General features: G+C 68.2%; 16 protein-coding genes. 7 read left to right on the forward strand and 9 right to left on the reverse strand.

Translation table 11 applies throughout. The features are described 5' to 3' along the window. Window positions 1–8: 8 nt before the first annotated feature. Window positions 9–830 (reverse strand): alpha/beta fold hydrolase, encoded by an 822-nt coding sequence (locus ACF8O7_RS09560; RefSeq protein WP_016451331.1) that lies wholly within the window; start codon window positions 828–830, stop codon window positions 9–11. Between the two features lie 216 nt (window positions 831–1,046). Between ACF8O7_RS09560 and ACF8O7_RS09565 the strand changes: the two genes are divergently transcribed. Continuing rightward, a complete protein-coding gene (locus tag ACF8O7_RS09565) occupies window positions 1,047–1,400 on the forward strand; it encodes an Mpo1-like protein (RefSeq protein WP_016447505.1) in 354 nt (117 codons plus the stop codon). On the opposite strand, the gene ACF8O7_RS09570 is transcribed toward ACF8O7_RS09565, so the two are convergent. After that, window positions 1,397–2,749, reverse strand: coding sequence for a YihY family inner membrane protein (locus ACF8O7_RS09570; RefSeq protein ID WP_034367315.1), 1,353 nt, complete (start codon window positions 2,747–2,749; stop codon window positions 1,397–1,399). The genes ACF8O7_RS09565 and ACF8O7_RS09570 overlap by 4 nt on opposite strands. A gap of 101 nt (window positions 2,750–2,850) precedes the next feature. Here ACF8O7_RS09570 and ACF8O7_RS09575 point away from each other — a divergent pair, with 101 nt between their 5' ends. Together ACF8O7_RS09575 and ACF8O7_RS09580 are read left to right on the forward strand one after the other, a co-directional pair. After that, window positions 2,851–3,249: a DUF2069 domain-containing protein gene (locus tag ACF8O7_RS09575; protein WP_016451330.1), complete on the forward strand. Its 399-nt coding sequence runs from the start codon at window positions 2,851–2,853 to the stop codon at window positions 3,247–3,249. Between the two features lie 44 nt (window positions 3,250–3,293). Continuing rightward, complete coding sequence (locus ACF8O7_RS09580) at window positions 3,294–4,724, forward strand: FAD-binding oxidoreductase (RefSeq protein WP_016447508.1); 1,431 nt, start codon at window positions 3,294–3,296, stop codon at window positions 4,722–4,724. Window positions 4,725–4,802: 78 nt separating this feature from the next. On the opposite strand, the gene ACF8O7_RS09585 is transcribed toward ACF8O7_RS09580, so the two are convergent. Then, complete coding sequence (locus ACF8O7_RS09585) at window positions 4,803–5,384, reverse strand: hypothetical protein (RefSeq protein WP_016447509.1); 582 nt, start codon at window positions 5,382–5,384, stop codon at window positions 4,803–4,805. Between the two features lie 176 nt (window positions 5,385–5,560). Between ACF8O7_RS09585 and ACF8O7_RS09590 the strand changes: the two genes are divergently transcribed. From ACF8O7_RS09590 to ACF8O7_RS09600, 3 genes are all read left to right on the forward strand, one after another. Further along, complete coding sequence (locus tag ACF8O7_RS09590) at window positions 5,561–6,385, forward strand: thymidylate synthase (protein ID WP_034400291.1); 825 nt, start codon at window positions 5,561–5,563, stop codon at window positions 6,383–6,385. 21 nt (window positions 6,386–6,406) lie between these two features. Then, complete coding sequence (locus tag ACF8O7_RS09595) at window positions 6,407–6,907, forward strand: dihydrofolate reductase (protein WP_016447511.1); 501 nt, start codon at window positions 6,407–6,409, stop codon at window positions 6,905–6,907. Window positions 6,908–7,002: 95 nt separating this feature from the next. Next, a complete protein-coding gene (locus ACF8O7_RS09600) occupies window positions 7,003–8,085 on the forward strand; it encodes a metallophosphoesterase (RefSeq protein ID WP_016447512.1) in 1,083 nt (360 codons plus the stop codon). A 196-nt stretch (window positions 8,086–8,281) separates the two neighbouring features. On the opposite strand, the gene ACF8O7_RS09605 is transcribed toward ACF8O7_RS09600, so the two are convergent. The 4 genes from ACF8O7_RS09605 to hxpB all read right to left on the reverse strand — a co-directional run bounded on the left by ACF8O7_RS09605 (window position 8,282) and on the right by hxpB (window position 13,672). After that, on the reverse strand, window positions 8,282–10,888 hold the full coding sequence (locus ACF8O7_RS09605) for a TonB-dependent siderophore receptor (RefSeq protein WP_392443210.1): 2,607 nt from the start codon (window positions 10,886–10,888) through the stop codon (window positions 8,282–8,284). Between the two features lie 274 nt (window positions 10,889–11,162). Further along, the gene (locus ACF8O7_RS09610; protein ID WP_392443212.1) at window positions 11,163–12,197 is read right to left on the reverse strand and encodes a FecR family protein; all 1,035 of its coding nucleotides are present in this window, start codon (window positions 12,195–12,197) and stop codon (window positions 11,163–11,165) included. Beyond that, window positions 12,194–12,814: an RNA polymerase sigma factor gene (locus ACF8O7_RS09615; RefSeq protein WP_034367296.1), complete on the reverse strand. Its 621-nt coding sequence runs from the start codon at window positions 12,812–12,814 to the stop codon at window positions 12,194–12,196. The genes ACF8O7_RS09610 and ACF8O7_RS09615 overlap by 4 nt, the downstream gene beginning before the upstream one ends. Window positions 12,815–12,976: 162 nt before the next feature. Beyond that, the gene (gene hxpB / locus ACF8O7_RS09620; RefSeq protein ID WP_392443215.1) at window positions 12,977–13,672 is read right to left on the reverse strand and encodes a hexitol phosphatase HxpB; all 696 of its coding nucleotides are present in this window, start codon (window positions 13,670–13,672) and stop codon (window positions 12,977–12,979) included. A 116-nt stretch (window positions 13,673–13,788) separates the two neighbouring features. On the opposite strand from hxpB, the gene ACF8O7_RS09625 reads away from it, so the two are divergent. Continuing rightward, window positions 13,789–14,298 carry a DUF1993 family protein gene (locus ACF8O7_RS09625; protein ID WP_392443217.1) on the forward strand — a complete coding sequence of 170 codons (510 nt, stop codon included), beginning with the start codon at window positions 13,789–13,791 and terminating at the stop codon, window positions 14,296–14,298. 28 nt (window positions 14,299–14,326) lie between these two features. Here ACF8O7_RS09625 and ACF8O7_RS09630 read toward each other — a convergent pair whose 3' ends face one another. Further along, a complete protein-coding gene (locus ACF8O7_RS09630; protein WP_392443220.1) occupies window positions 14,327–15,616 on the reverse strand; it encodes an MFS transporter in 1,290 nt (429 codons plus the stop codon). 124 nt (window positions 15,617–15,740) lie between these two features. After that, window positions 15,741–19,373 carry a hydantoinase B/oxoprolinase family protein gene (locus ACF8O7_RS09635; RefSeq protein ID WP_392443222.1) on the reverse strand — a complete coding sequence of 1,211 codons (3,633 nt, stop codon included), beginning with the start codon at window positions 19,371–19,373 and terminating at the stop codon, window positions 15,741–15,743. Window positions 19,374–19,403: the final 30 nt, after the last annotated feature.

The raw sequence follows: 19,403 nt of genomic DNA on the forward strand, positions 1-19,403 counted from the left end.
ACCCGGGATCAGACCCGTGCCAGGAAACGGGCGATGCGCTGGGCGATGCGCTCGGGCTGTTCGCGGTGGGGGACGTGGCCGCCACCGGCCACGATCTCCACCTCCACAGGGCCGCGCGCCCGGTCGCGGATGCGCTCGGGGTGGACCAGGGAGCCGAACTCGTCATGCTCGCCGTGGATGGCCAGCACCGGGCAGCGCACGCGCTCCAGCGCCTCGTCCAGCCGGTAGTCGGCAAACGGCTGCGACAGCCAGGTATCGACCCAGGCAGACAGCACCCAGGCGGCCTTGTCGCCGTGGTATTTCTCCAGGCGCGCCAGCTGGCCGGGCCGGGCGAAATCCTGTTGGGCCGCACGAATGCCCTGCAAGGTGCGATCTTCCACGAAGGCCTGGGCGGACTCCGTGACCACCGCCTTGCACTGCGCGCCGTATCGGGCCGCCACCATGGCGGCCATGCCGCCGCCCACGCTGTGGCCCAGCACGATGAAATCCCCAAGGCCCAGCCCCTGGTGCACTGCCGGAAACACGGTCTCTGCCTCCCGGGCCACAAAGCCCGGCCCCAGCGTGCCCGGATAGGGGTCGGACTGGCCAAAGCCCAGCCGGTCGTAGGCCAGCACATCGCGGCGCGTGGCCTCGGCCAGTTGCTGCGGGAAATCACGCCACAGCGCCACCGAACCCAGCGAGTCGTGCAGCAGCACGATGGGCGCGCGGGCCAGGGACTCTTCGCCGGCCGCCGGCGCCTGCCAGCGCCTGACGTAGATGCTGCCCTGGGGCGTGGAAATGCGGGTTTCGCTCAGGGATGCGGGGATGTCGGTCATGCAGGAGGAAGGCATCGAAAAACTCCATGCCGGTCAGCGCCGGCCCGGCAGACATCATGCGCCCGCATGCCGCCAGAGGGCGACACCGTGGCGACGCGCAGGGCGGAATGCGGCAGCTTTTGTCTCTCTCGGGGCAGCTTTTGCGAATCTGGGCGCGCGGGTTCCTCCGATGGTGAGCGGCAAGGCAGCAGCGTATAAGTTGACCCTACCCCATGCTTGCGAAGGCCTGCCATGTCACACGCTTCCGCTCCCCTGCCCGGCGCCGCACAGGCTGCCGTGGACCCGCGCCAGTTCAAGAGCTTTGCCGAGTTCTATCCGTTCTACCTGCAGGAGCACAGCAACCGCACCTGCCGGCGCCTGCACTTCGTGGGCTCCACGCTGGCGCTGCTGTGCCTGTTCGCGCTGTTCCTGACCGGCAATTTCTGGTTCCTGCTGGGCGGCCTGCTGTTTGGCTACGGCTTTGCCTGGATAGGGCATTTCGGCTTCGAGAAGAACCGGCCCGCCAGCTTCAAGCGCCCGCTCTACAGCTTTCGCGGCGACTGGGTGATGTGGCGCGACATCCTGACGGGCCGCATCCCGCTCTAGACCGGAGCCTGCGGCCTTTGCTCCAGCAGATCGGCCAGCGTCATGCCTGCCAGCCCCGTGCGATCCCACAGCGGCTGCACGGCCGGCGACGGCGCCAGCAGCAGACGCTGCACCAGCGGCTGCAGCGGCGTGCGATGGGGCTCCACCAGCAGCATGTAGCGGGGCTCGGGGCCTTCGCTGGCCGCCACAGTGCCGGGGGCCTGCACCGTGCCCACCCAGTCCAGCACCGACAGCGCCTGCAGCACCGGATCGATCTGCTGCCAGTCCACACGCAGGCGCCGCGCCAGATCACTGGCGTACAAGCCCTTGGCGGGCGACTCGCGCTCCTGTGCGAGGTACTGCAGGATCTCCACGGCCATCTCGAACTGCCAGCCCTGCTGGCCCGGCATGCGCTGCACGCCCGCCATCACGATGGGCAGGTAGGCCGTGACCACGGCGCCCAGCAGCACGATGACCCAGGCCATGTAGATCCAGATCAGCAGGATGGGCAGCGTGGCGAAGGTGCCGTAGATGACCGAATAGGTAGGCACCGAGGCCAGGTACAGGCCCAGCGCCTTCTTCGCCAGCTCCATGCAGGTGGCCACGAACAGGCCGCCCACCCAGGCATGGCGCCAGCGCACCGCCGTGTTGGGCACGTAGTGGTACAGGCCCGCCATGCCAGCGGCCAGCGCCAGGTACTCGATGGAATCGAAGATGAAGCGCAAGCCTTCGGGCAGCGCATTGACCAGCCCGCGCGAGGCCGACATCACATAGGACGACAGCACCAGGCTCAGGCCCAGCACCAGGGGGCCCAGCGTGATCGCCGCCCAGTAGATCAGCACGCGCTGGCCCAGCGGCCGCAACTGGCGCACGCGCCAGATGTTGTTGAGCGTGCGGTCAATGGTGAGGATCAGCGCGACCGCCGTGATCACCAGAATGGAAAAACCGGCCATGCCCAGCTGGCTGGCCTTGGAGGCGAACTGCGTCAGATAGCCCAGCACCTGGCGCGCGATGGTCTCGGGGATCAGGCTGTCGATCAGCCAGCGCTCCAGCACGATCTGCACGCGGGAGAAGATGGGAAAGGCCGTGAACAGCGCCAGCGCCACCGTGAAGAACGGCACCAGGGCCAGCACCGTGGTGAAGGTCAGGCTGCTGGCGGTCACGCCCAGCCGGTCCTCGCGAAAGCGTTCGCGCAGCGTGTGTGCGGTATTGCGCCATGGAAAGCAGCGCCAGCGTTCGCGCCACGATCTCGGCACCGCAGGCTCGGGCGGCTCGGCCAGGGACAGGCCGCGCTCCCGGGCAGGAACGGGCAGCGCCAGGGAGCCATCCTCCAGGCCATCGACGGGCTCCTTTTCGGGGCCGCCGCTCATCGCCCCATCTCCGCCGCAAGGCGCATGTCTGCAGCGGGCGCGGCCATCCAAGCAATCACATGTTCAAAGGTCAAGACCATGGCCGATATGATGCCACCCCGATGACTGATTCCATTTCTCGCCCCGGCGCCGATGTCGCCGCCACCCGCTGGCTGGCGGTCTCCAGCCTCATGGGCCTGATAGTGCTGAGCCTGGCCTGGGAACTGTGGCTGGCGCCCATGCGGCCCGGGGGCTCCTGGCTTGTGCTCAAGGCCCTGCCGCTGGCGATTCCGCTGATCGGCCTGCTCAAGCACCGCATGTATACCTACCGCTGGGTCAGCCTGCTGGTGTGGATCTATTTCACCGAGGGCGTGGTGCGCGCCTGGAGCGACCCCGCGCCCGGGCGCTGGCTGGCGCTGCTCGAAGTTTTCCTGTGCCTGATGCTGTTCACCGCCTGCGCCCTGCATGTGCGCTGGCGCCAGCGCAGCGCGCGCCGCGCGGCCCAGGCGGCCGGCGGCTGAGCCCCCCGTTTTCATGCCTTCACGTCTTTGAAAGAAGTTGCAACATGACTGCACTGCTTGAACGCCTGCGCCAGATCGTCGGCGAAGCCCATGTCCTCACCGAGGGCGACCTTGTGGCCTACGAACAGGATTGGCGCCGCCGCGTGCGCGGCAAGTCCCTGGCCGTGGTACGCCCGGCCAGCACGGCCGAGGTGGCCGCCGTGGTGCGCGAATGCGCGGCCGCAGGCACCAGCATCATCCCGCAGGGCGGAAACACCGGCCTGTCGGTGGGCTCCACGCCGGACGACAGCGGCACGCAGGTCGTGCTCAGCCTCACGCGCATGAATGCCGTGCGCCACATCGACCGCGACAACCTGAGCTTCACCGTCGAGGCCGGCTGCATCCTGCAAAGCCTGCAGGAGCTTGCCGAGAAAGAGGGCCTGCTGTTCCCGCTGTCGCTGGCCGCCGAAGGCAGCTGCACCATTGGCGGCAACCTGGGCACGAACGCGGGCGGCACCCAGGTGGTGCGCTACGGCAACACGCGCGAACTGTGCCTGGGCCTGGAAGTGGTCACCCCGCAGGGCGAGATCTGGGACGGCCTCAAGGGCCTGCGCAAGGACAACACCGGCTACGACCTGCGCGACCTGTTCATCGGCAGCGAAGGCACGCTGGGCATCATCACCGCCGCCACCATGAAGCTGTTCCCCCAGCCTGCGGCCCAGCTCACGGCCTTCGCCGCCGTGCCCTCCATGGAAGCGGCCGTGCGCCTGCTGGGCATGGCGCACCAGTACCTGGGCGCGGGCCTGACGGGCTTCGAGGTCATGGGCCAGTTCGCTCTGTCGCTGGTGATCAAGCACATGCCCCAGCTGCGCGTGCCCTTTGCCGGGCTGATCGGCGCGCCGCCCTACTACGTGCTGGTCGAGAATTCGGACAGCGAGTCCGAGCAGCATGCGCGCGAGCGTTTCGAGGCGCTGCTGGAGCTGGCCTTCGAGGACGGCTGCGTGCTCGACGCCGTGGTGGCCGAAAGCCTGTCGCAGGCCCATGAGCTGTGGCACATCCGCGAAAGCATTCCGCTGGCCCAGGCCGAGGAAGGCCTGAACATCAAGCACGACATCTCCATCGCCGCATCGCGCATCCCCGCCTTCGTCGAGCACACCGATGCCGTGCTGCAGCGCGAGATCCCTGGCGTGCGCCTGGTCAACTTCGGCCACCTGGGCGACGGCAACCTGCACTACAACGTGCAGGCGCCCGAGGGCGGTGACGCCAAGGCCTTCCTCAACGAGCGAGAGCACCTGGTCAACCACCTCGTCTATGAAGCCGTGGCCGAATTCGGCGGCTCGTTCTCGGCCGAGCACGGCGTGGGTGCGCTCAAGGTGGACAAGCTGCAGAAGTACCAGTCCCCCGTGGCGCTGGGCATGATGCGCGCCATCAAGCAGGCGCTGGACCCGCAGGGACTGATGAACCCGGGCTGCATCCTGCCAAGGCAAGCCTCCTGAGCGCAACGCCGCCCCTTCTGGGGCAGCGCCGGGTTTGCACGCGCCGTCCTGAGCCAGGAGCGGCCCGTGCCTGCCTTGTCAGGAAACCGGTTTGGCCTCGATATTGGCCATCGTCTTGTTGACCTGTTCGGGCCAGGCGATATCGGCGCCGGCCGCATCGGAGAAGTCGGACTGTTTGCCGCCGGTGAGCAGCCACACGCGCAGGGCATTGCGGGCGGGATCGATCACGATGGCGCCCATTTCCTCGCCGCCCTGGTGCGGGCGCAGGCCGACGATGCTCCAGACATCTCCTTCCTTGGTCAGCGGGCCCACGGTACGCATATTGCTCAGCAGGGTCGGGTAGCTGGTGCCCAGCAGCGCCTTGAGCCGGTCGGCCAGCACACCCTGCTCCAGGTAGTTGGTGCCGTCGTAGGGATACTTGCCCACGTACTCGGCCAGGCTGTCCAGGCCGGGCTCCCCCGCCTTGGCGGTGGAGGGCATGCGCGTGCGCGCGGGAAACGCCAGCACCAATTCCGGAGCTGGCGCAGCCACATCGAGTGCGACGGACTGCGCGGCCTTGGGAGTCGGGACGGAGGGAGAACGCGGATCGCAGGCTGTCAGCGCCAGCATGGCGACACCCAATGCAACGGCGGCCTGCCAGGGGGAGAGCATGGAAGACATGCGCAAGCTCCTTGTCAAAGCGGATGCGAAAAAAGCGGTGACGCCGGTGCGAAAGCCTGGGCAATGCACCGGCACCAGTCTGCGGGCATTTTCGCACCCGGGGCGCAAGACCTTGTTTCAAGGGGCATGGATACCGTCGGACAAGGCGCCGTATTCATCAAGGGATAATCCGGAAGATGAACACGACTCCTGCGCCCCGCCCAGCCCGCTCCCAGTACGAAGATTTCATGCGCCATGTGTACGAGCACGGCGTGTCCAAGACCGACCGTACCGGCACGGGCACGCGCAGCGTGTTCGGCCACCAGATGCGCTTCGACCTGTCCGAAGGCTTTCCGCTGGTCACCACCAAGAAGGTGCACCTCAAGTCCATCATCCTGGAACTGCTGTGGTTCCTGCGCGGCGACAGCAATGTGCGCTGGCTGCAGGAGCGCGGCTGCACCATCTGGGACGAATGGGCCCGTGAGGACGGCGACCTGGGCCCGGTCTATGGCGTGCAATGGCGCAACTGGCCGACGCCGGACGGCGGCCACATCGACCAGATCGCCGAAGTGGTCAAGCAGCTCAAGAGCAACCCGGACAGCCGCCGCATCATCGTCAGCGCCTGGAACGTGGCCGACCTGCCGCAGATGGCGCTCATGCCCTGCCACGCCTTCTTCCAGTTCTACGTGGCCGACGGCAAGCTCAGCTGCCAGCTGTACCAGCGCAGCGCGGACATCTTCCTGGGCGTTCCCTTCAACATCGCCAGCTACGCGCTGCTGACCCACATGCTGGCCCAGCAATGCGACCTGGAGGTGGGCGACTTCGTCTGGACCGGTGGCGACTGCCACATCTACAACAACCACTTCACCCAGGTCGAGACCCAGCTGGCGCGCCAGCCCTTCGCCTACCCGACGCTGCAGATCAAGCGCCGGCCCGACTCCATCTTCGGCTACGAGTACGAGGACTTCGAGGTCGTCGGCTACCAGCACCACGAGCCCATCAAGGCCCCCGTGGCCGTCTGAGGCAGCAGAAAGACCCGCCCGATGGCCATCCATCTCATCTACGCACGCGCCGCCAACGGCGTCATCGGCAAGGACAATGCCATGCCCTGGCACCTGCCCGAGGACCTGGCGCACTTCAAGCAATTGACCCAGGGCTCGGCCGTGGTCATGGGCCGCAAGACCTGGGACTCGCTGCCGGCCCGCTTCAGGCCGCTGCCCGGGCGCACCAACATCGTGGTCACGCGCCAGGCGGACTGGGCACCCGAGCCAGCCGCCCCCGGCGTGCTGCATGCCACCAGCCTGGAGCAGGCCCTGGCGCTGGGCCGCCAGGCATCCGCCGACGTGTGGGTCATGGGCGGTGCCCAGATCTACGCCCAGGCCCTGCCGCTGGCCGACAGCATCGAGGTGACTGAAATCGAACGCGACTACGAAGGCGACGCCTTCGCACCCACGCCGGGCCCCGAGTGGCAGGAAGTCTCGCGCAGCCGCCATGTGGCAGCCAATGGCCTGCCCTACAGCTTTGTGCGCCTGCAACGGCGCTGACACGGTCCTGTCGCAAACGGGGCTGGCGGGCACGGCGGGTCTGTGCAAATAATGTCGGTTTTCCAAGCCTGCGCCGTCTTTTGCATCTTTCCGCCATGAGCCTCGTCCAGCCCCTGCCCCCCGGTCCGCTCGACATCGTCGGCGACATCCATGGCGAAGCCGAAGCGCTGGAGCATCTGCTGGGGCATCTGGGCTACGACGCGCTGGGCCGCCATCCCCAGGGCAGGCGTCTGGTCTTCGTGGGCGACTTCTGCGACCGGGGTCCAGACAGCCCGGGCGTGCTGGCCCGCGTGGTGCCCATGCTGGAGTCGGGCCATGCGCTGGCCGTGCTCGGCAACCACGAAATCAACCTGCTGCGCGAGGATGCCAAGGACGGCTCCGGCTGGTTCTTCGACAGCCGCGTGGCCTCCGACACACCCAAGTACGCCCCGTTCGCACGCATGCCGCTGTGCGATATCCCCGACACCCTGGCCCTGCTGGAACGCCTGCCGATCGCCATGGAGCGCGAGGACCTGCGCGTGGTCCATGCGGCCTGGCGCCCGCAGCAGATCGCCATGGCGCGCGAGCTGCCACCGGGCAGCGCGCGCAGCGCCTATGACCACTTCGAGGCCGTGGCCGCCCAGCAGGCCCAGGTCAACAAGGTGGCCGAGCGCATGCGCGCCGAGCGCCGGCAATGGCCGCACGACCTGGAAGACCGCAACTGGCTGCCGCCCTTCCTGCCCGCACACAGCGAAAGCGAACTGGCCAAGGCCATGGTCAATCCGCTGAAGGTGCTGACCTCGGGCGTGGAGCGCGAATGCCGCAATCCCTTCTACGCGGGTGGCAAGTGGCGCTTCGTCGAGCGCGTGGCCTGGTGGAACGAATACGAGGATGCCCAGGCCGTGGTCGTGGGCCACTACTGGCGGCGCCTGAATCGCGGCGGCCCGTCCTTCCACGGCGCCCAGGCCGAGAACCTGTTCGGCCAGACCGGTCCGCTGTCCTGGCATGGCCGGCGCGGCAATGTGTTCTGCGTGGACTACTCGGTCGGTGGCCGCTGGAATGCCCGCCTGGCGGGCGAGGACCCGCAGCAGCGCTTCAAGCTTGCCGCCATGCGCTGGCCTGAGCGCCGCCTGGTGTTCGACGACGGTGCCCAGGCGGACAGCGAGGAGTTCGGCGTTGCGGCGGCCGCTGCCGCATAGCACGCGCCAGATACGCGGCGCTTAGCGTCAGCAGCAGCGAGCGCGGTGCGCCGTAGCAGTTGTTGCCCGACACCGTGTTGAACGAAGGCACGTAGCAGCGCCTGTCCAGCAGGTTGCTGGCGTTGGGCGCCACGCCCAGAGGGTGTCCGCCCCCCTCCGAAGAGAGGGGGAAGCGGCGCAGCCGCTCAGGGGTGCCTCAGAACGTTCCGCGCAGCGTCAGCATCACATTGCGTGGCTCGCCATACCAGTTGTTGCCGCCGCTGGTGCCCACTGTGCGGTAGTAGACCTTGTCGAACAGGTTGTTCAGGTTGAGCACGGCCTGCCAGTTGCGGTTGATGCGGTACTGCACGCTGGCATTCCACACGGCATAGCCGCCCTGGCTGAACTTGAAGGGCACGGCCGCGCCGTCGAACTTGCCCGTGTCAGGATTGAAGGCATTGGCCGAGCCGCTGACGAAATGCGCGCTCTGGATATTGGCGCCGCCGCCAATCGTCCATTGCGACAGCTCGCCCGGCAGGCGGTAGGTGCTCCACAGCTTGAACAGATGCTTGGGCGTGACGGAGTGGTAGATGCCTTCGATGCCCGGCGTCTTGTTGTGGTTGCGGTTGAAGGTGTAGCCGGCAAACAGCTGCCAGCCGCGCGCCAGCTCGCCCGAGATCTCGCCTTCCACGCCCTGGCTGACCACCTTGCCCTTGCTCAGCCAGCAGCAGTTCAGGCCCGCGTCCCCGATGTCGGTGTTGGGGTAGGAGGGATCGGCCACGGCCTCGCCATTGCGCTCTATGCGGTACAGGGCCATGGAGGCCATCAGCCGGCCCTCGTTGAACTCGCCCTTGGCGCCCAGCTCGAAATTGCGGCCCTTGATGGGGTCCAGCGGCGTGCCTGGCAAGGGCCCACCCAGCTTGTCGGCCTGGGACTTGTGGATCTCGGCGACGCTGCCGTAGGCCGTCCAGCGGTCGTCAATGTCGTAGACCAGGCCGCCATAGGGCGTGAAGATACCGCTCTCGCTATTGGACGACACGATGCGGCTGGTGAGATTGCCGGCCTGGTCGAAGCGCAGCCAGGGTGTCTGCGTTGCATAGCTGGCGCGGCGCGCGCCGACGATGGCGGTCAGGCGGTCCGTCAGGCTCAGGTTGAGCCGGCCGTACAGGCCCTTCTGCGTGGCGCCATAGCCCGCGAAGCTGCGCGTCTTCCAGACGAAGCTGGGCAGGGGAATGGCGCCCGGGTCGAAGCCGAACACGTTGATGCCCCCCGGCATGTCCACCTCGGACAGAAAGGTGTCCTGCGTGTCACGGATCTTGGCCCAGTCCGCGCCCAGCAGCAGCCGGTGCCTGCGCCCCAGCAGGGAGAACGTTCCGCTGACGTTGGCATCCAGCGCCTTCTTGGTGGAATAGAAGTCGTTGGAGAAGCCGTTGAGCGTGGCTCCCAGGCCCGTCGTCGGATCGACCGCGCCGGTGACGTCGGCCAACCGGCTGTCGCTGTCCACCTTGACATAGTTGGCATGGGCGCGGACTCGCCAGTCGCCCTCCAGCTTCTGTTCCAGCTGGGCAAACAGCTCCTTGTTGGTCCTGTCGTAATGGCCCCAGCCCGCCATGAGTGCCGTATGGCGCGGCAGGTGCAGATCGTCGCCATTGGCCGCGCGCGGCAGGCCACCGCGCCAAGGCAGGCTGGCCGACTTGTCGTAGCTGCCGCCCAGGGTCAGCTTGGTCGCAGGCGTGAGATCGGCTTCCACGATGCCGTAGAGCAAGGTGTTGCGCGCATCGGCGTAGTCATAGAAGAACTCGCGGTCGCTGTGCGCCAGCACGGCGCGGCCGCGCACCCGGCCATCGGCAGCCAGGGGGCCCGCCACATCAAGTTCTGCACGGCGCTGGTTCCAGCTGCCCACCGAGGCCGAGGCCAGCACCTGCGGCTGTGCCGTGGGGCGCTTTCTCACCAGGTTGATGGAGCCGCCGGGCTCGCCATTGCCGCTGTACAGGCCGTCCGCGCCGCGGATCACCTGCACGCTGTCGTACATGGCCATGTTGGGGTCGAAGGTGCCCTGGCTGAAGGCGTCCACCGCCGCTCCGTCGATCTGGACATTGCTGATCTGGAAGCCCCGCGCGTAGAAGCTGTTGGCCGTGCCGCCCAGGCCGCCCGAGCCCGCGTAGTCCACCGTCACGCCCGTGGTCTGCTGCATCACGTCGCCCACGGAGACCAAGCCCTGGTCCTCAATGCGCTGGCGTGTGACCACGGAGATGGACTGCGGCGTCTCGCGCACGCTCTGCCCCTTGCCCAGCGACACGCGCGAGGCCGCATAGGAGCCCGAACCCTCCGTGGTATCGCCAGCGTGTGCCTGGGCCGTGACCAGCACCGTGCCCAGCGCAGCATCGGCTGCCGGCGACGGCTCCCTGAGCGGCGCCTTCAGCGTGTAGGCGCCCGGTACGGCGTCGATCACGGTCACGCCCGTGCCGGCCAGCAGCCGGTCCAGCGCCTGGCGCGGCGTGAAGCGGCCCTGCAAGGCCGGCGAAGTGCGGCCTGCAACGATCTGCGGATCGAACAGCACCTGGTGCTGGGCCTGCTGCGTGAACTGGCGCAGCGCGCCGGCCAGCGGCTGGGGCGCGATGCTGAAGGCCAGCTCCCCTGCCTGCCCCGCCTGCACGGACGATGGCTGCTGCGCCTGCACCGCAGGCTGCGCCAGCGCAACCAGGGCTGCGGCCACCAGCGACGGCATCCTTGCCCGCCGCCATGGCCTGCCACTGTGCTGAAACTCTCCTCCCCAAATGCCCGCGCCCATGGCGGCGCTGCCGTGTTCTTTTCCTGCTTGCATCCCTGCTCCTGCTGCACTGTGTCCATTGCCCGCTGTCGCGGTGTGCGCGGTGGGTGGCAGGCAGACAGTTGAGCGTCCACCCGCCACGCGCGTGCGCGGCCGTCGCGGTTGTTGGCTGAGCTGTGCACTGGGCAGCGGCCTGGCTGGCAACCATGGAGGCGAGAAAGCCCGCTCTCCATGAAGGTAAAACCCGCCTTCGCGCCAAAGTGGGAATGTGGCGAAACCAGGAAAACGGGTAATTTACATTTATTTACAAAAAGAAGAGAAAGAGCACTCAGTTCGCCGAGATCCGCCAGCCGCCTTGCGCATCGCCCTGCACACGCACCGGCAACAAGTGCGGCAGCGAGCGCAGAAACACCTCGGGCTTGCCGGTCAGCGCCACGCCGGACACGGACAGCGCGGCCAGCCGCGCATCGCCATCCACCCGTACGGGCTGGCCCAGGTAGCGCGACAGATCGGCGGCGACCTCGGCCAGCGTTGCCTGCTGGAACACCATCTGGCCGCTGCGCCAGTCGCCCACCGTGTCCGCGCCGGCCGCCAGCGGATGCTGCGTGCCGTCGCGGGCATCGACGGACATGCCGGCACCCGCGCCCAGCAGCAGGCGCCTGCCGTCCGCCGCATGGCGGTCGGGACGCAGTTCCACCTTGCCCTCCAGCACCTTCACCACCAGCGCGGGCGGCCCGGCGCGCACATTGAAGGCCGTGCCCACCACGCGGACCTGGCTGGCGCCGCTGTCCACGGTGAAGGGCCGCGAGCGGTCGGCGGCGACCTGGAAGAAGGCCTCGCCCTGGTCCAGCACCGTCTCGCGGCGGCGCGGGTAGTAGCGCACCTGCAGCCTGGAGGAAAAATTCAGCGTGACCCGCGTGCCATCGGGCAGTTCGGCCTCGCGCACCTCGCCGGGGCCGGTGGACATCTCGATCACATGGCTTGCGTGGTTGTCCCAGGCATACCAGCCGCCGCCCAGGGCCAGCGTCGTGACCAGAGCCACCGACAGCAACGCCGGCATCAGGCCGCGGCGTGTGCGCTGACGTGCCGGCGCGGGCAAGTGGGCCTGTGTCTGCGCACGCGGCCCGCTCGCCCTGGCTTGCGGCGCAGCAGCCGCGTCGCAGGCCAGCACCGGCCTGGGCAACTGCTGCAGGTCCAGCACCGTGCGCCCCAGGCTCTCGAAGATGCTGCGGTGCTGCGGGTCGGCGGCCAGCCAGGCGTCGAGTTCGCGCTCGTCGGCGCCGGTCCAGTCGGCTTCACGGCGGCGGGCGAAGTAGTCGGCGGCGCGGGCGTGCAGTTGCAGGCGTTGCGGGGTCAGCGTCATTCCCGGCCCTCCCCGTCCGTCGCGGCCTGCGCCAGCAGGCCCTGCATCAGGCGCATGTCTTCGGCGCTGCCGTACTGCACGCGCAGCTCGCAATAGGCCATGGCCAGCGTCACATGGTTGTGCACCATGCGGCGCGAAATGCCCATGCGCTGCGCCACCTCGGTCTGCGTGAGCCCGTCGATGCTGTGCAGCACGAAGGCCTCGCGGCGACGCTCGGGCAGCTCGGCCATGGCCTGCTCCAGCCGGCACAGGCGCTCGCGGTGGTGCGCCGCCTGAAGGGGGTCCGACCCCTCGCCGGCCGGCAGTTGCTGCGCCAGTTCCATGTGTTCATCCAGCGAGACCGATTCGCGCCCCGGCGCGCCCGCCGAGCGGCGCCAGGCATCGTGCGAGACATGGCGGGCGATCACGCGCAGATAGGGCTCCTGCTCCTCGGGCGGCAGGGCCTTGCCCGAGGCCGCATAGCGCACGAAGACCTCCTGCACCGCATCCTCGGCATCCTCGCGGTTGCGCATCTGCCGGCCCAGCAGGCGGCGCAGAGGCTGGTGCCAGCGCGCATACACGCGGGCCAGCAGCGAGGGGGCGGCATCATCGTCCGCGCCTGGCACGCGCGCGCTCACGGGCAGGCTCCCGGCACAGCGGTCAGGACGCAGGCAGGCACGCCAGCATGGGAAACGGACAGGACGAAGAAGAACGGCACGGGCGGCGATTGTACTGAGAATGGTTCTCATCAACACCCTTGCGGCCGACACGCGCCATGCGATGCGGGTGCTGCGGATGCCTTACCGGCCCGCTGCCCCATGCAGCGCCACCAGCGTGGGCACCACCCAGTTTGGCGCAGGCTGCGCCCCGTCGAAGCACTGGTCCTCGGACGGCACGGCGATGACGGTCATGCCGGCCTGCCGCGCCGCATGTGTTCCCGAGACCGAGTCCTCGAACACCAGGCAGCGCCCGGCCGGCACGCCCAGGCGTTGCGCCGCGAAGTAATAGATGTCGGGCGCGGGCTTGCCGCGCACCACCTGCTCGGCCGAGACGATGGCGTCGAACGCCGGCCGCAGGCCCAGCGCATCCAGGGTGTGGTGGCACAAAGACAAAGGAGAGTTCGAAGCCAGCGCCACGCGCCAGCCCAGGGCGCGGCAGGCGCTCAGTGTTTCGCGCACGCCGGGCAGGGCCTGTCCATGCGCGCTGACCAGGGCCGCCACGCGCGCGACCACGCGGCTCTCCAGCTCGCGCTGGCTGGGCCTCTGCCAGGGCCGGTGGGCATACCAGTGCGCGGCAACCTGCGCCGTGGTCATGGGCGCCGTCACGCGGGACATCTCGGCCGTGATGTCGATGCCGACCTCGGCAAAGGACTCGCGCTCGGCACGCTTCCAGAAGGGCTCGGAGTCTATGAGCAGGCCGTCCATGTCGAAGATGGCGGCGCCGAATCCGGCCTGGCCAAGGCCCGCGAACGAGGGAGCGGCTTCAGGGATTTGCATGGCGCGCATGCTAGCGCAGGCGGCAAGTGAAAGCAGTTGCTGTTAGCCTGTGCCGGCTGGCGACGGATGCAGGTGCATGCGATTGCCAGCCCTTCACAATCCTTAGCGAGCCCGCAATGACCAGCCCCCTGTACACCGCCTCCATTCCCGTCCTGCAGCAGATGCTGAAGGCCCTGTCCGACGTGCTCAAAAAGGCCGAGGAACACGCCGCGCAGAAGAACATCGATCCCGACGCCCTGCTGCAGGCCCGCCTGTTCCCCGACATGTTCCCGCTGGTGCGCCAGGTGCAGATTGCTGCGGACTTCGCCAAGGGCATCGCCTCGCGCCTGGCCGGCGCCGAGGTACCTTCGTGGCCCGACACGCAGACCAGCTTTGCCGAACTGCAGGCGCTGATCGCCAAGGCGCTGGACCATGTGGGCTCGTTCGCACCCGAGCAGTTCGCGCAAAGCGAGTCCCGCGAGATCGTGCTGCGCCCCGGCACGCCCAAGGAAAAGACGCTGACCGCCAGCGCCTACCTGCTGCACTACGGCCTGCCGCAGTTCTTCTTCCATGTGACCACCGCCTATGCCCTGTTGCGCCACAACGGTGTCGAGGTCGGCAAGCGCGACTACATGGGCAGCTACTGAGCGTGCCGTGGCCGGTCTGGCCAGCGCTTCACTGCGCGGCCAGGTCCCGGCCTCGCGTCTCCGGCAGGCACATGGCGAACATCACCACCATCACGTAGCCGGCCGTGGCGCAGATGCCGATGGCCGTGCCCAGCGACAGTCCCAGCCGGTCGCTGAACACACCCACCAGCGCGGGGAAGGTGGCCCCGATGCCGCGGCCGAAGTTGTAGCAAAAGCCCTGGCCGGAGCCTCGCAGTTCGTTAGGGAACAGCTCGGCCAGGAAGGCTCCGGCGCCGCTGAAGATGCCCGACATGAAAAAGCCCAGCGGAAAGCCCAGCACCAGCATCCAGGCATCGGTGATGGGCAGCAGCGTATAGGCATAGGCCAGGCTGCCGGCGCCGATGGCGAACAGCGTGAAGGCCAGGCGCCGGCCCAGCCGGTCGGAGGCGTAGGCACCGCACAGGTAGCCTGCAAAGGCGCCGAAGATGAACATGAACTGGTAGCCGCCCGAGCCCAGCACCGTCAGGTGGCGCTCGTTCTTCAGGAAGGTGGGCAGCCACACGGCAATGGCGTAGTAGCCGCCCTGCATGCCGGTGAACATCAGGCTGGCCAGCACCGTGGTCTTGAGCATGCCGCCCTTGAAGATGTCCAGGAAGTGCCCGCTGCGCTCGCCCCGGCCCACGGCGGCGCGGGTCTTCAGGTAGACCTCGGGGTCCTTGACGGTGCGGCGTATGTACAGGATCAGCAGGGCCGGCAGCAGGCCCAGCAGGAACATGGCCCGCCATGAGATCTCGGGCGGCAGAAACGAGAACAGCGCCATGGACACCAGCACGGCCGCGCCCCAGCCTATGGACCAGCTGCTTTGCACCAGGCCCACCGCCTTGCCCCTGAAGGCCGGCCGTATGGTCTCGGCGATCAGCACCGAGCCCACGGCCCACTCGCCGCCAAAGCCCAGGCCCTGCAGCGTGCGGGCCAGCAGCAGTTGGCCCGGTGTCTGCGCCAGGCCGCAGGCGAAGGTGAAAAGAGCGAATACGAGGATGGTCCACTGCAGCACACGCACGCGCCCGTAGCGGTCCGCCAGGATGCCGGCCATCCATCCGCCGATGGCCGAGGCCACCAGAGTCGAGGTGCCGATCAGGCCGACCTCGGTCTTGCTCATGCCCCACAGCGACAGCAGGATGGGGGTGACCAGGGGCAGCGTGTAGTAGTCGAAGGCGTCCACGGCATAGCCGCCGAACGAGGCCGTCAGCGCCCGCTTTTCCTTGGGCTCGAGCTGGCCCAGCCAGTGGCCCCGGGGCTGCTCGGCGGCCAGGGTCCTTGCGTTGTCAAGGCTTGTCATTTGTTGTCTCCTTGCACTTCGGCTGCGCGAAGCGTCTTGCATTCAATGGCACTCCATCGGTTGTGATCCGGGCCTGGCCGGGCGGCCCTCCCCCGCCCGCGCCATGCCCCCTGCTGGCGGCGTGTCAGGCCGCCGTTCCGTAGCCGCCGCCCCCCGGCGTGCAGACTTCGAAGATGTCGCCCGGCTGCATGTGCACGGCGCCGATGTGGTCCAGTTCCTCGACCTGGCCATCGGCACGCAGCACACGGTTGATGCCCGGCTGCCCCGGCTGGCCACCTGCCATGCCGAAGGCCGGATTCAGGCGCCCGTTGGACAGGATGCTGGCCGTCATGGGCTCCAGGAAGCGCACGCGCCGCACGCCGCCGTTGCCGCCGTGCCAGCGCCCGCCGCCGCCCGAGCCGTCGCGGATCTCATAGCTGTCCAGCATCACGGGGAAGCGGAACTCCAGCACCTCCGGATCGGTCAGGCGCGAATTGGTCATGTGCGTCTGGACGACGCTGGTGCCGTTGAAGCCGCGCTCCACCCGGCCCTCGGCGTCCAGCACCGCGCCCGCGCCGCTGCCGCCGGCAATGGTTTCGTAGTACTGGTGGTGCGCATTGCCGAAGGTGAAGTTGTTCATGGTGGGCTGGCTGCCCGCCATCACGCCCAGCGCGCCGAACAGCGCGTTGGTGATGCAGGTGGAGGTCTCCACATTGCCCGCGACCACCGAAGCGGGCGGGTTGGGGTTGAGCATGCAGCCTTGGGGGATGATGACTTTCAAAGGCTTGAGGCAGCCCGCGTTGAGCGGGATGTCGTCGTCCACCAGCGTGCGGAACACATAGAGCACGGCCGCCATGCACACGGCGCGCGGCGCATTGAAGTTGTTGGTCTGCTGGACGCTGGTGCCCGAGAAATCGATGACGGCACTGCGCTCGGCCGTATCGACGGTGACGGCCACGCGGATCTGCGCGCCGTTGTCCAGCTCCAGCGTGAACTGCCCGTCCCTGAGCCGCGTGATGACGCGGCGCACCGACTCCTCTGCGTTGTCCTGCACATGGCCCATGTAGGCCTGCACCACGGGCAGGCCGAACTGCGCCACCATCTTGTGCAGCTCCTGCACGCCTTTTTCATTGGCCGCGATCTGGGCCTTCAGGTCGGCCAGGTTCTGCTGCGGGTTGCGGCTTGGGTACTCGCCGCTTTGCAGCAGCTCGACCATCTCCTGGGCGCGCAGCACGCCGCGATCGACCAGCTTGAAGTTGTCGATCTGCACGCCCTCTTCCTCGATGCGCGTGGAAAACGGCGGCATGGAGCCCGGCGTGATGCCGCCCACATCGGCATGGTGGCCCCGGCTGCCGACGTAGAAGGTCGGAGATGCCTCGCCGGCGATATGGACCGGCGTGATGACGGTGATGTCCGGCAGATGGGTGCCACCCTGGTAGGGGTCGTTGAGCACGTAGACATCGCCCTGGGCCATGCGCCCGGCGTTCCTGCGGATCACCGTCTGGATGCTTTCGCCCATGGAGCCCAGGTGCACAGGCATGTGCGGCGCGTTGGCGATGAGATGGCCCCGGGCATCGAACAGCGCGCAGCTGAAATCCAGCCGCTCCTTGATGTTCACCGAATAGGCGGTGTTCTGCAGCTGCAGGCCCATCTGCTCGGCGATGTTCATGAACAGGTTGTTGAAGACCTCCAGCAGCACAGGGTCCACCGTCGTGCCGGCCGCGTACTCGACCTTGCGCGGCACCACCCGGTCCAGCACCAGGTGATCCAGCCCGGTGAGCCTGGCCGACCAGCCAGGCTCGATCACGGTGGTGGCGTTGCGCTCGGCGATGATGGCCGGGCCGGCAATGACGTCGCCGGGCCGCAGGTCCTCGCGCACCACCAGGGCCGCGCCATGCCAGGCGCCGCCGGAGTACATGCGCACGGTTTCGCGGCGCGGATGCTCGCGCGGCGGATGCTCCGGCTGCAGCGGCTCGCCGGGCGCATCGCCCGCAATCACGGCTTCGACCGACACGGCTTCCACCACCAGCCCCTTGCCCGCCATCAGAAAGGCGAAACGCTGGCGGTAGGCCGACTCGAAAGCCGACTGAATGCCCGGCAGGGAGCCAAAGGGCACGACCAAGGCGGAATCGGAGCCCTCGTAGCGCACATGCACGTTGTGCCGCACCTGCACAGGGCCTGCGCCGACCTGCCGGCGCTCCAGCTCCGCCTGCGCACCCGTGCCCAGCGCATCCAGGCATTCGGCGATCAGCGGCAGGGCCTCGGCAGTCAGCGCCAGCTCCATGGCCTGCTCGCGGATCACGGTCTGGTCCGCCAGGCCCATGCCATAGGCGCTGAGCACGCCGGCCAGCGGATGCACGAACACGCGGGACATGCCCAGCGCATCGGCCACCAGGCAGGCATGCTGGCCGCCCGCGCCGCCGAAGCACTGCAGCGTATAGCGCGTGACGTCATAGCCGCGCGCCACGCTGATCTTCTTGATGGCGTTGGCCATCTGCTGCACGGCGATGCGGATGAAACCCTCGGCCACGTCCTCGGGAGTGCGCCCCGTCTGCCGCGCCAGTTCCTCGAAGCGGGCACGCACGGCCTCGCCGTCCAGTCGCTCGTTGGCGGCAGGCCCGAACACGCTGGGAAAGTAGCGCGGCTGGACCTTGCCGACCATCACGTTCGCATCGGTCACGGCCAGGGGGCCGCCGCGGCGATAGCTCGCCGGGCCGGGATGGGCACCCGCGCTCTCGGGTCCCACGCGAAAGCGCGAGCCGTCATAGGCCAGCACCGAGCCGCCGCCGGCGGCCACGGTGTGGATGCTCATCATCGGCGCGCGCATGCGCACGCCGGCCACCTGGGTCTCGAACTCGCGCTCGAAGGCGCCTGCATAGTGGCTGACGTCGGTGGATGTGCCACCCATGTCGAAACCGATGACCCTGTCGTGCCCGGCCAGGCCCGCCGTGCGCGCCATGCCCACGATGCCTCCGGCCGGCCCGCTCAGGATGGCGTCCTTGCCCTGAAAACTGCCCGCGTCGGACAGCCCTCCGCAAGACTGCATGAAGAACAGCCGCACTCCCGGCATCTCTGCAGCCACCTGCTGCACATAGCGGCGCAGGATGGGAGACAGGTAGGCATCGACCACCGTGGTATCGCCCCGGCTCACGAACTTCATCAGCGGACTGGTCTCGTGCGAAGTGCTGACCTGCGTGAAACCCAACTGCCGCGCAATGCGCGCCGCCATCTGCTCATGCCGCGTATGGCGGTAGCCATGCATGAAGACGATGGCCACGCTGCGCAAGCCGCGCGCATGGGCTGCGGCCAACGCCGTGTGCAGGTGCAGCCCGTCCAGCTCGCGCAGCACCTTCCCATGGGCATCCACACGTTCCACGGCCTCGACCACCTCGCTGTAGAGCAGTTCGGGCAACTGGATATGGCGGTCGAACAGGCGCGGACGGTTCTGGTAGGCGATGCGCAGCGCATCGCGAAAGCCCCGCGTGGTCACCAGCAGCGTGGGCTCGCCCTTGCGCTCCAGCAGCGCATTGGTGGCCACCGTGGTGCCCATCTTCACGCACTCCACCTGATCGGCGGGGACCGGCTCGCCCGGCGCCAGCCCCAGCAGGTGGCGGATGCCGGCCACGGCCGCGTCCCGGTACTGCTCGGGGTTCTCCGACAGCAGCTTGTGCGTGACCAGGCTGCCATCGGGCCGCTTGCCCACCACATCGGTGAACGTACCGCCACGGTCTATCCAGAATTGCCAGCGCCTGTCATGGGGAATGGAGCGTTCTTGCATGGTGTCGGAACCCGTTTGTCTCGAAGTTGA

It is taken from the genome of Delftia sp. WSY_16, from assembly GCF_043104415.1.
Classification (GTDB): domain Bacteria; phylum Pseudomonadota; class Gammaproteobacteria; order Burkholderiales; family Burkholderiaceae_C; genus Comamonas; species Comamonas tsuruhatensis.

Coding starts and splice junctions, on each gene's coding strand:
- ACF8O7_RS09595 (WP_016447511.1), top strand. CDS start 6,407: ATGGCCATCCATCTCATCTACGCACGCGCCGCCAACGGCGTCATCGGC.
- ACF8O7_RS09570 (WP_034367315.1), bottom strand. CDS start 2,749: ATGAGCGGCGGCCCCGAAAAGGAGCCCGTCGATGGCCTGGAGGATGGC.
- ACF8O7_RS09560 (WP_016451331.1), bottom strand. CDS start 830: ATGCCTTCCTCCTGCATGACCGACATCCCCGCATCCCTGAGCGAAACC.
- ACF8O7_RS09610 (WP_392443212.1), bottom strand. CDS start 12,197: ATGACGCTGACCCCGCAACGCCTGCAACTGCACGCCCGCGCCGCCGAC.
- ACF8O7_RS09575 (WP_016451330.1), top strand. CDS start 2,851: ATGACTGATTCCATTTCTCGCCCCGGCGCCGATGTCGCCGCCACCCGC.
- hxpB (WP_392443215.1), bottom strand. CDS start 13,672: ATGCAAATCCCTGAAGCCGCTCCCTCGTTCGCGGGCCTTGGCCAGGCC.
- ACF8O7_RS09625 (WP_392443217.1), top strand. CDS start 13,789: ATGACCAGCCCCCTGTACACCGCCTCCATTCCCGTCCTGCAGCAGATG.
- ACF8O7_RS09635 (WP_392443222.1), bottom strand. CDS start 19,373: ATGCAAGAACGCTCCATTCCCCATGACAGGCGCTGGCAATTCTGGATA.
- ACF8O7_RS09600 (WP_016447512.1), top strand. CDS start 7,003: ATGAGCCTCGTCCAGCCCCTGCCCCCCGGTCCGCTCGACATCGTCGGC.
- ACF8O7_RS09585 (WP_016447509.1), bottom strand. CDS start 5,384: ATGTCTTCCATGCTCTCCCCCTGGCAGGCCGCCGTTGCATTGGGTGTC.
- ACF8O7_RS09605 (WP_392443210.1), bottom strand. CDS start 10,888: ATGCAAGCAGGAAAAGAACACGGCAGCGCCGCCATGGGCGCGGGCATT.
- ACF8O7_RS09580 (WP_016447508.1), top strand. CDS start 3,294: ATGACTGCACTGCTTGAACGCCTGCGCCAGATCGTCGGCGAAGCCCAT.
- ACF8O7_RS09630 (WP_392443220.1), bottom strand. CDS start 15,616: ATGACAAGCCTTGACAACGCAAGGACCCTGGCCGCCGAGCAGCCCCGG.
- ACF8O7_RS09565 (WP_016447505.1), top strand. CDS start 1,047: ATGTCACACGCTTCCGCTCCCCTGCCCGGCGCCGCACAGGCTGCCGTG.
- ACF8O7_RS09590 (WP_034400291.1), top strand. CDS start 5,561: ATGAACACGACTCCTGCGCCCCGCCCAGCCCGCTCCCAGTACGAAGAT.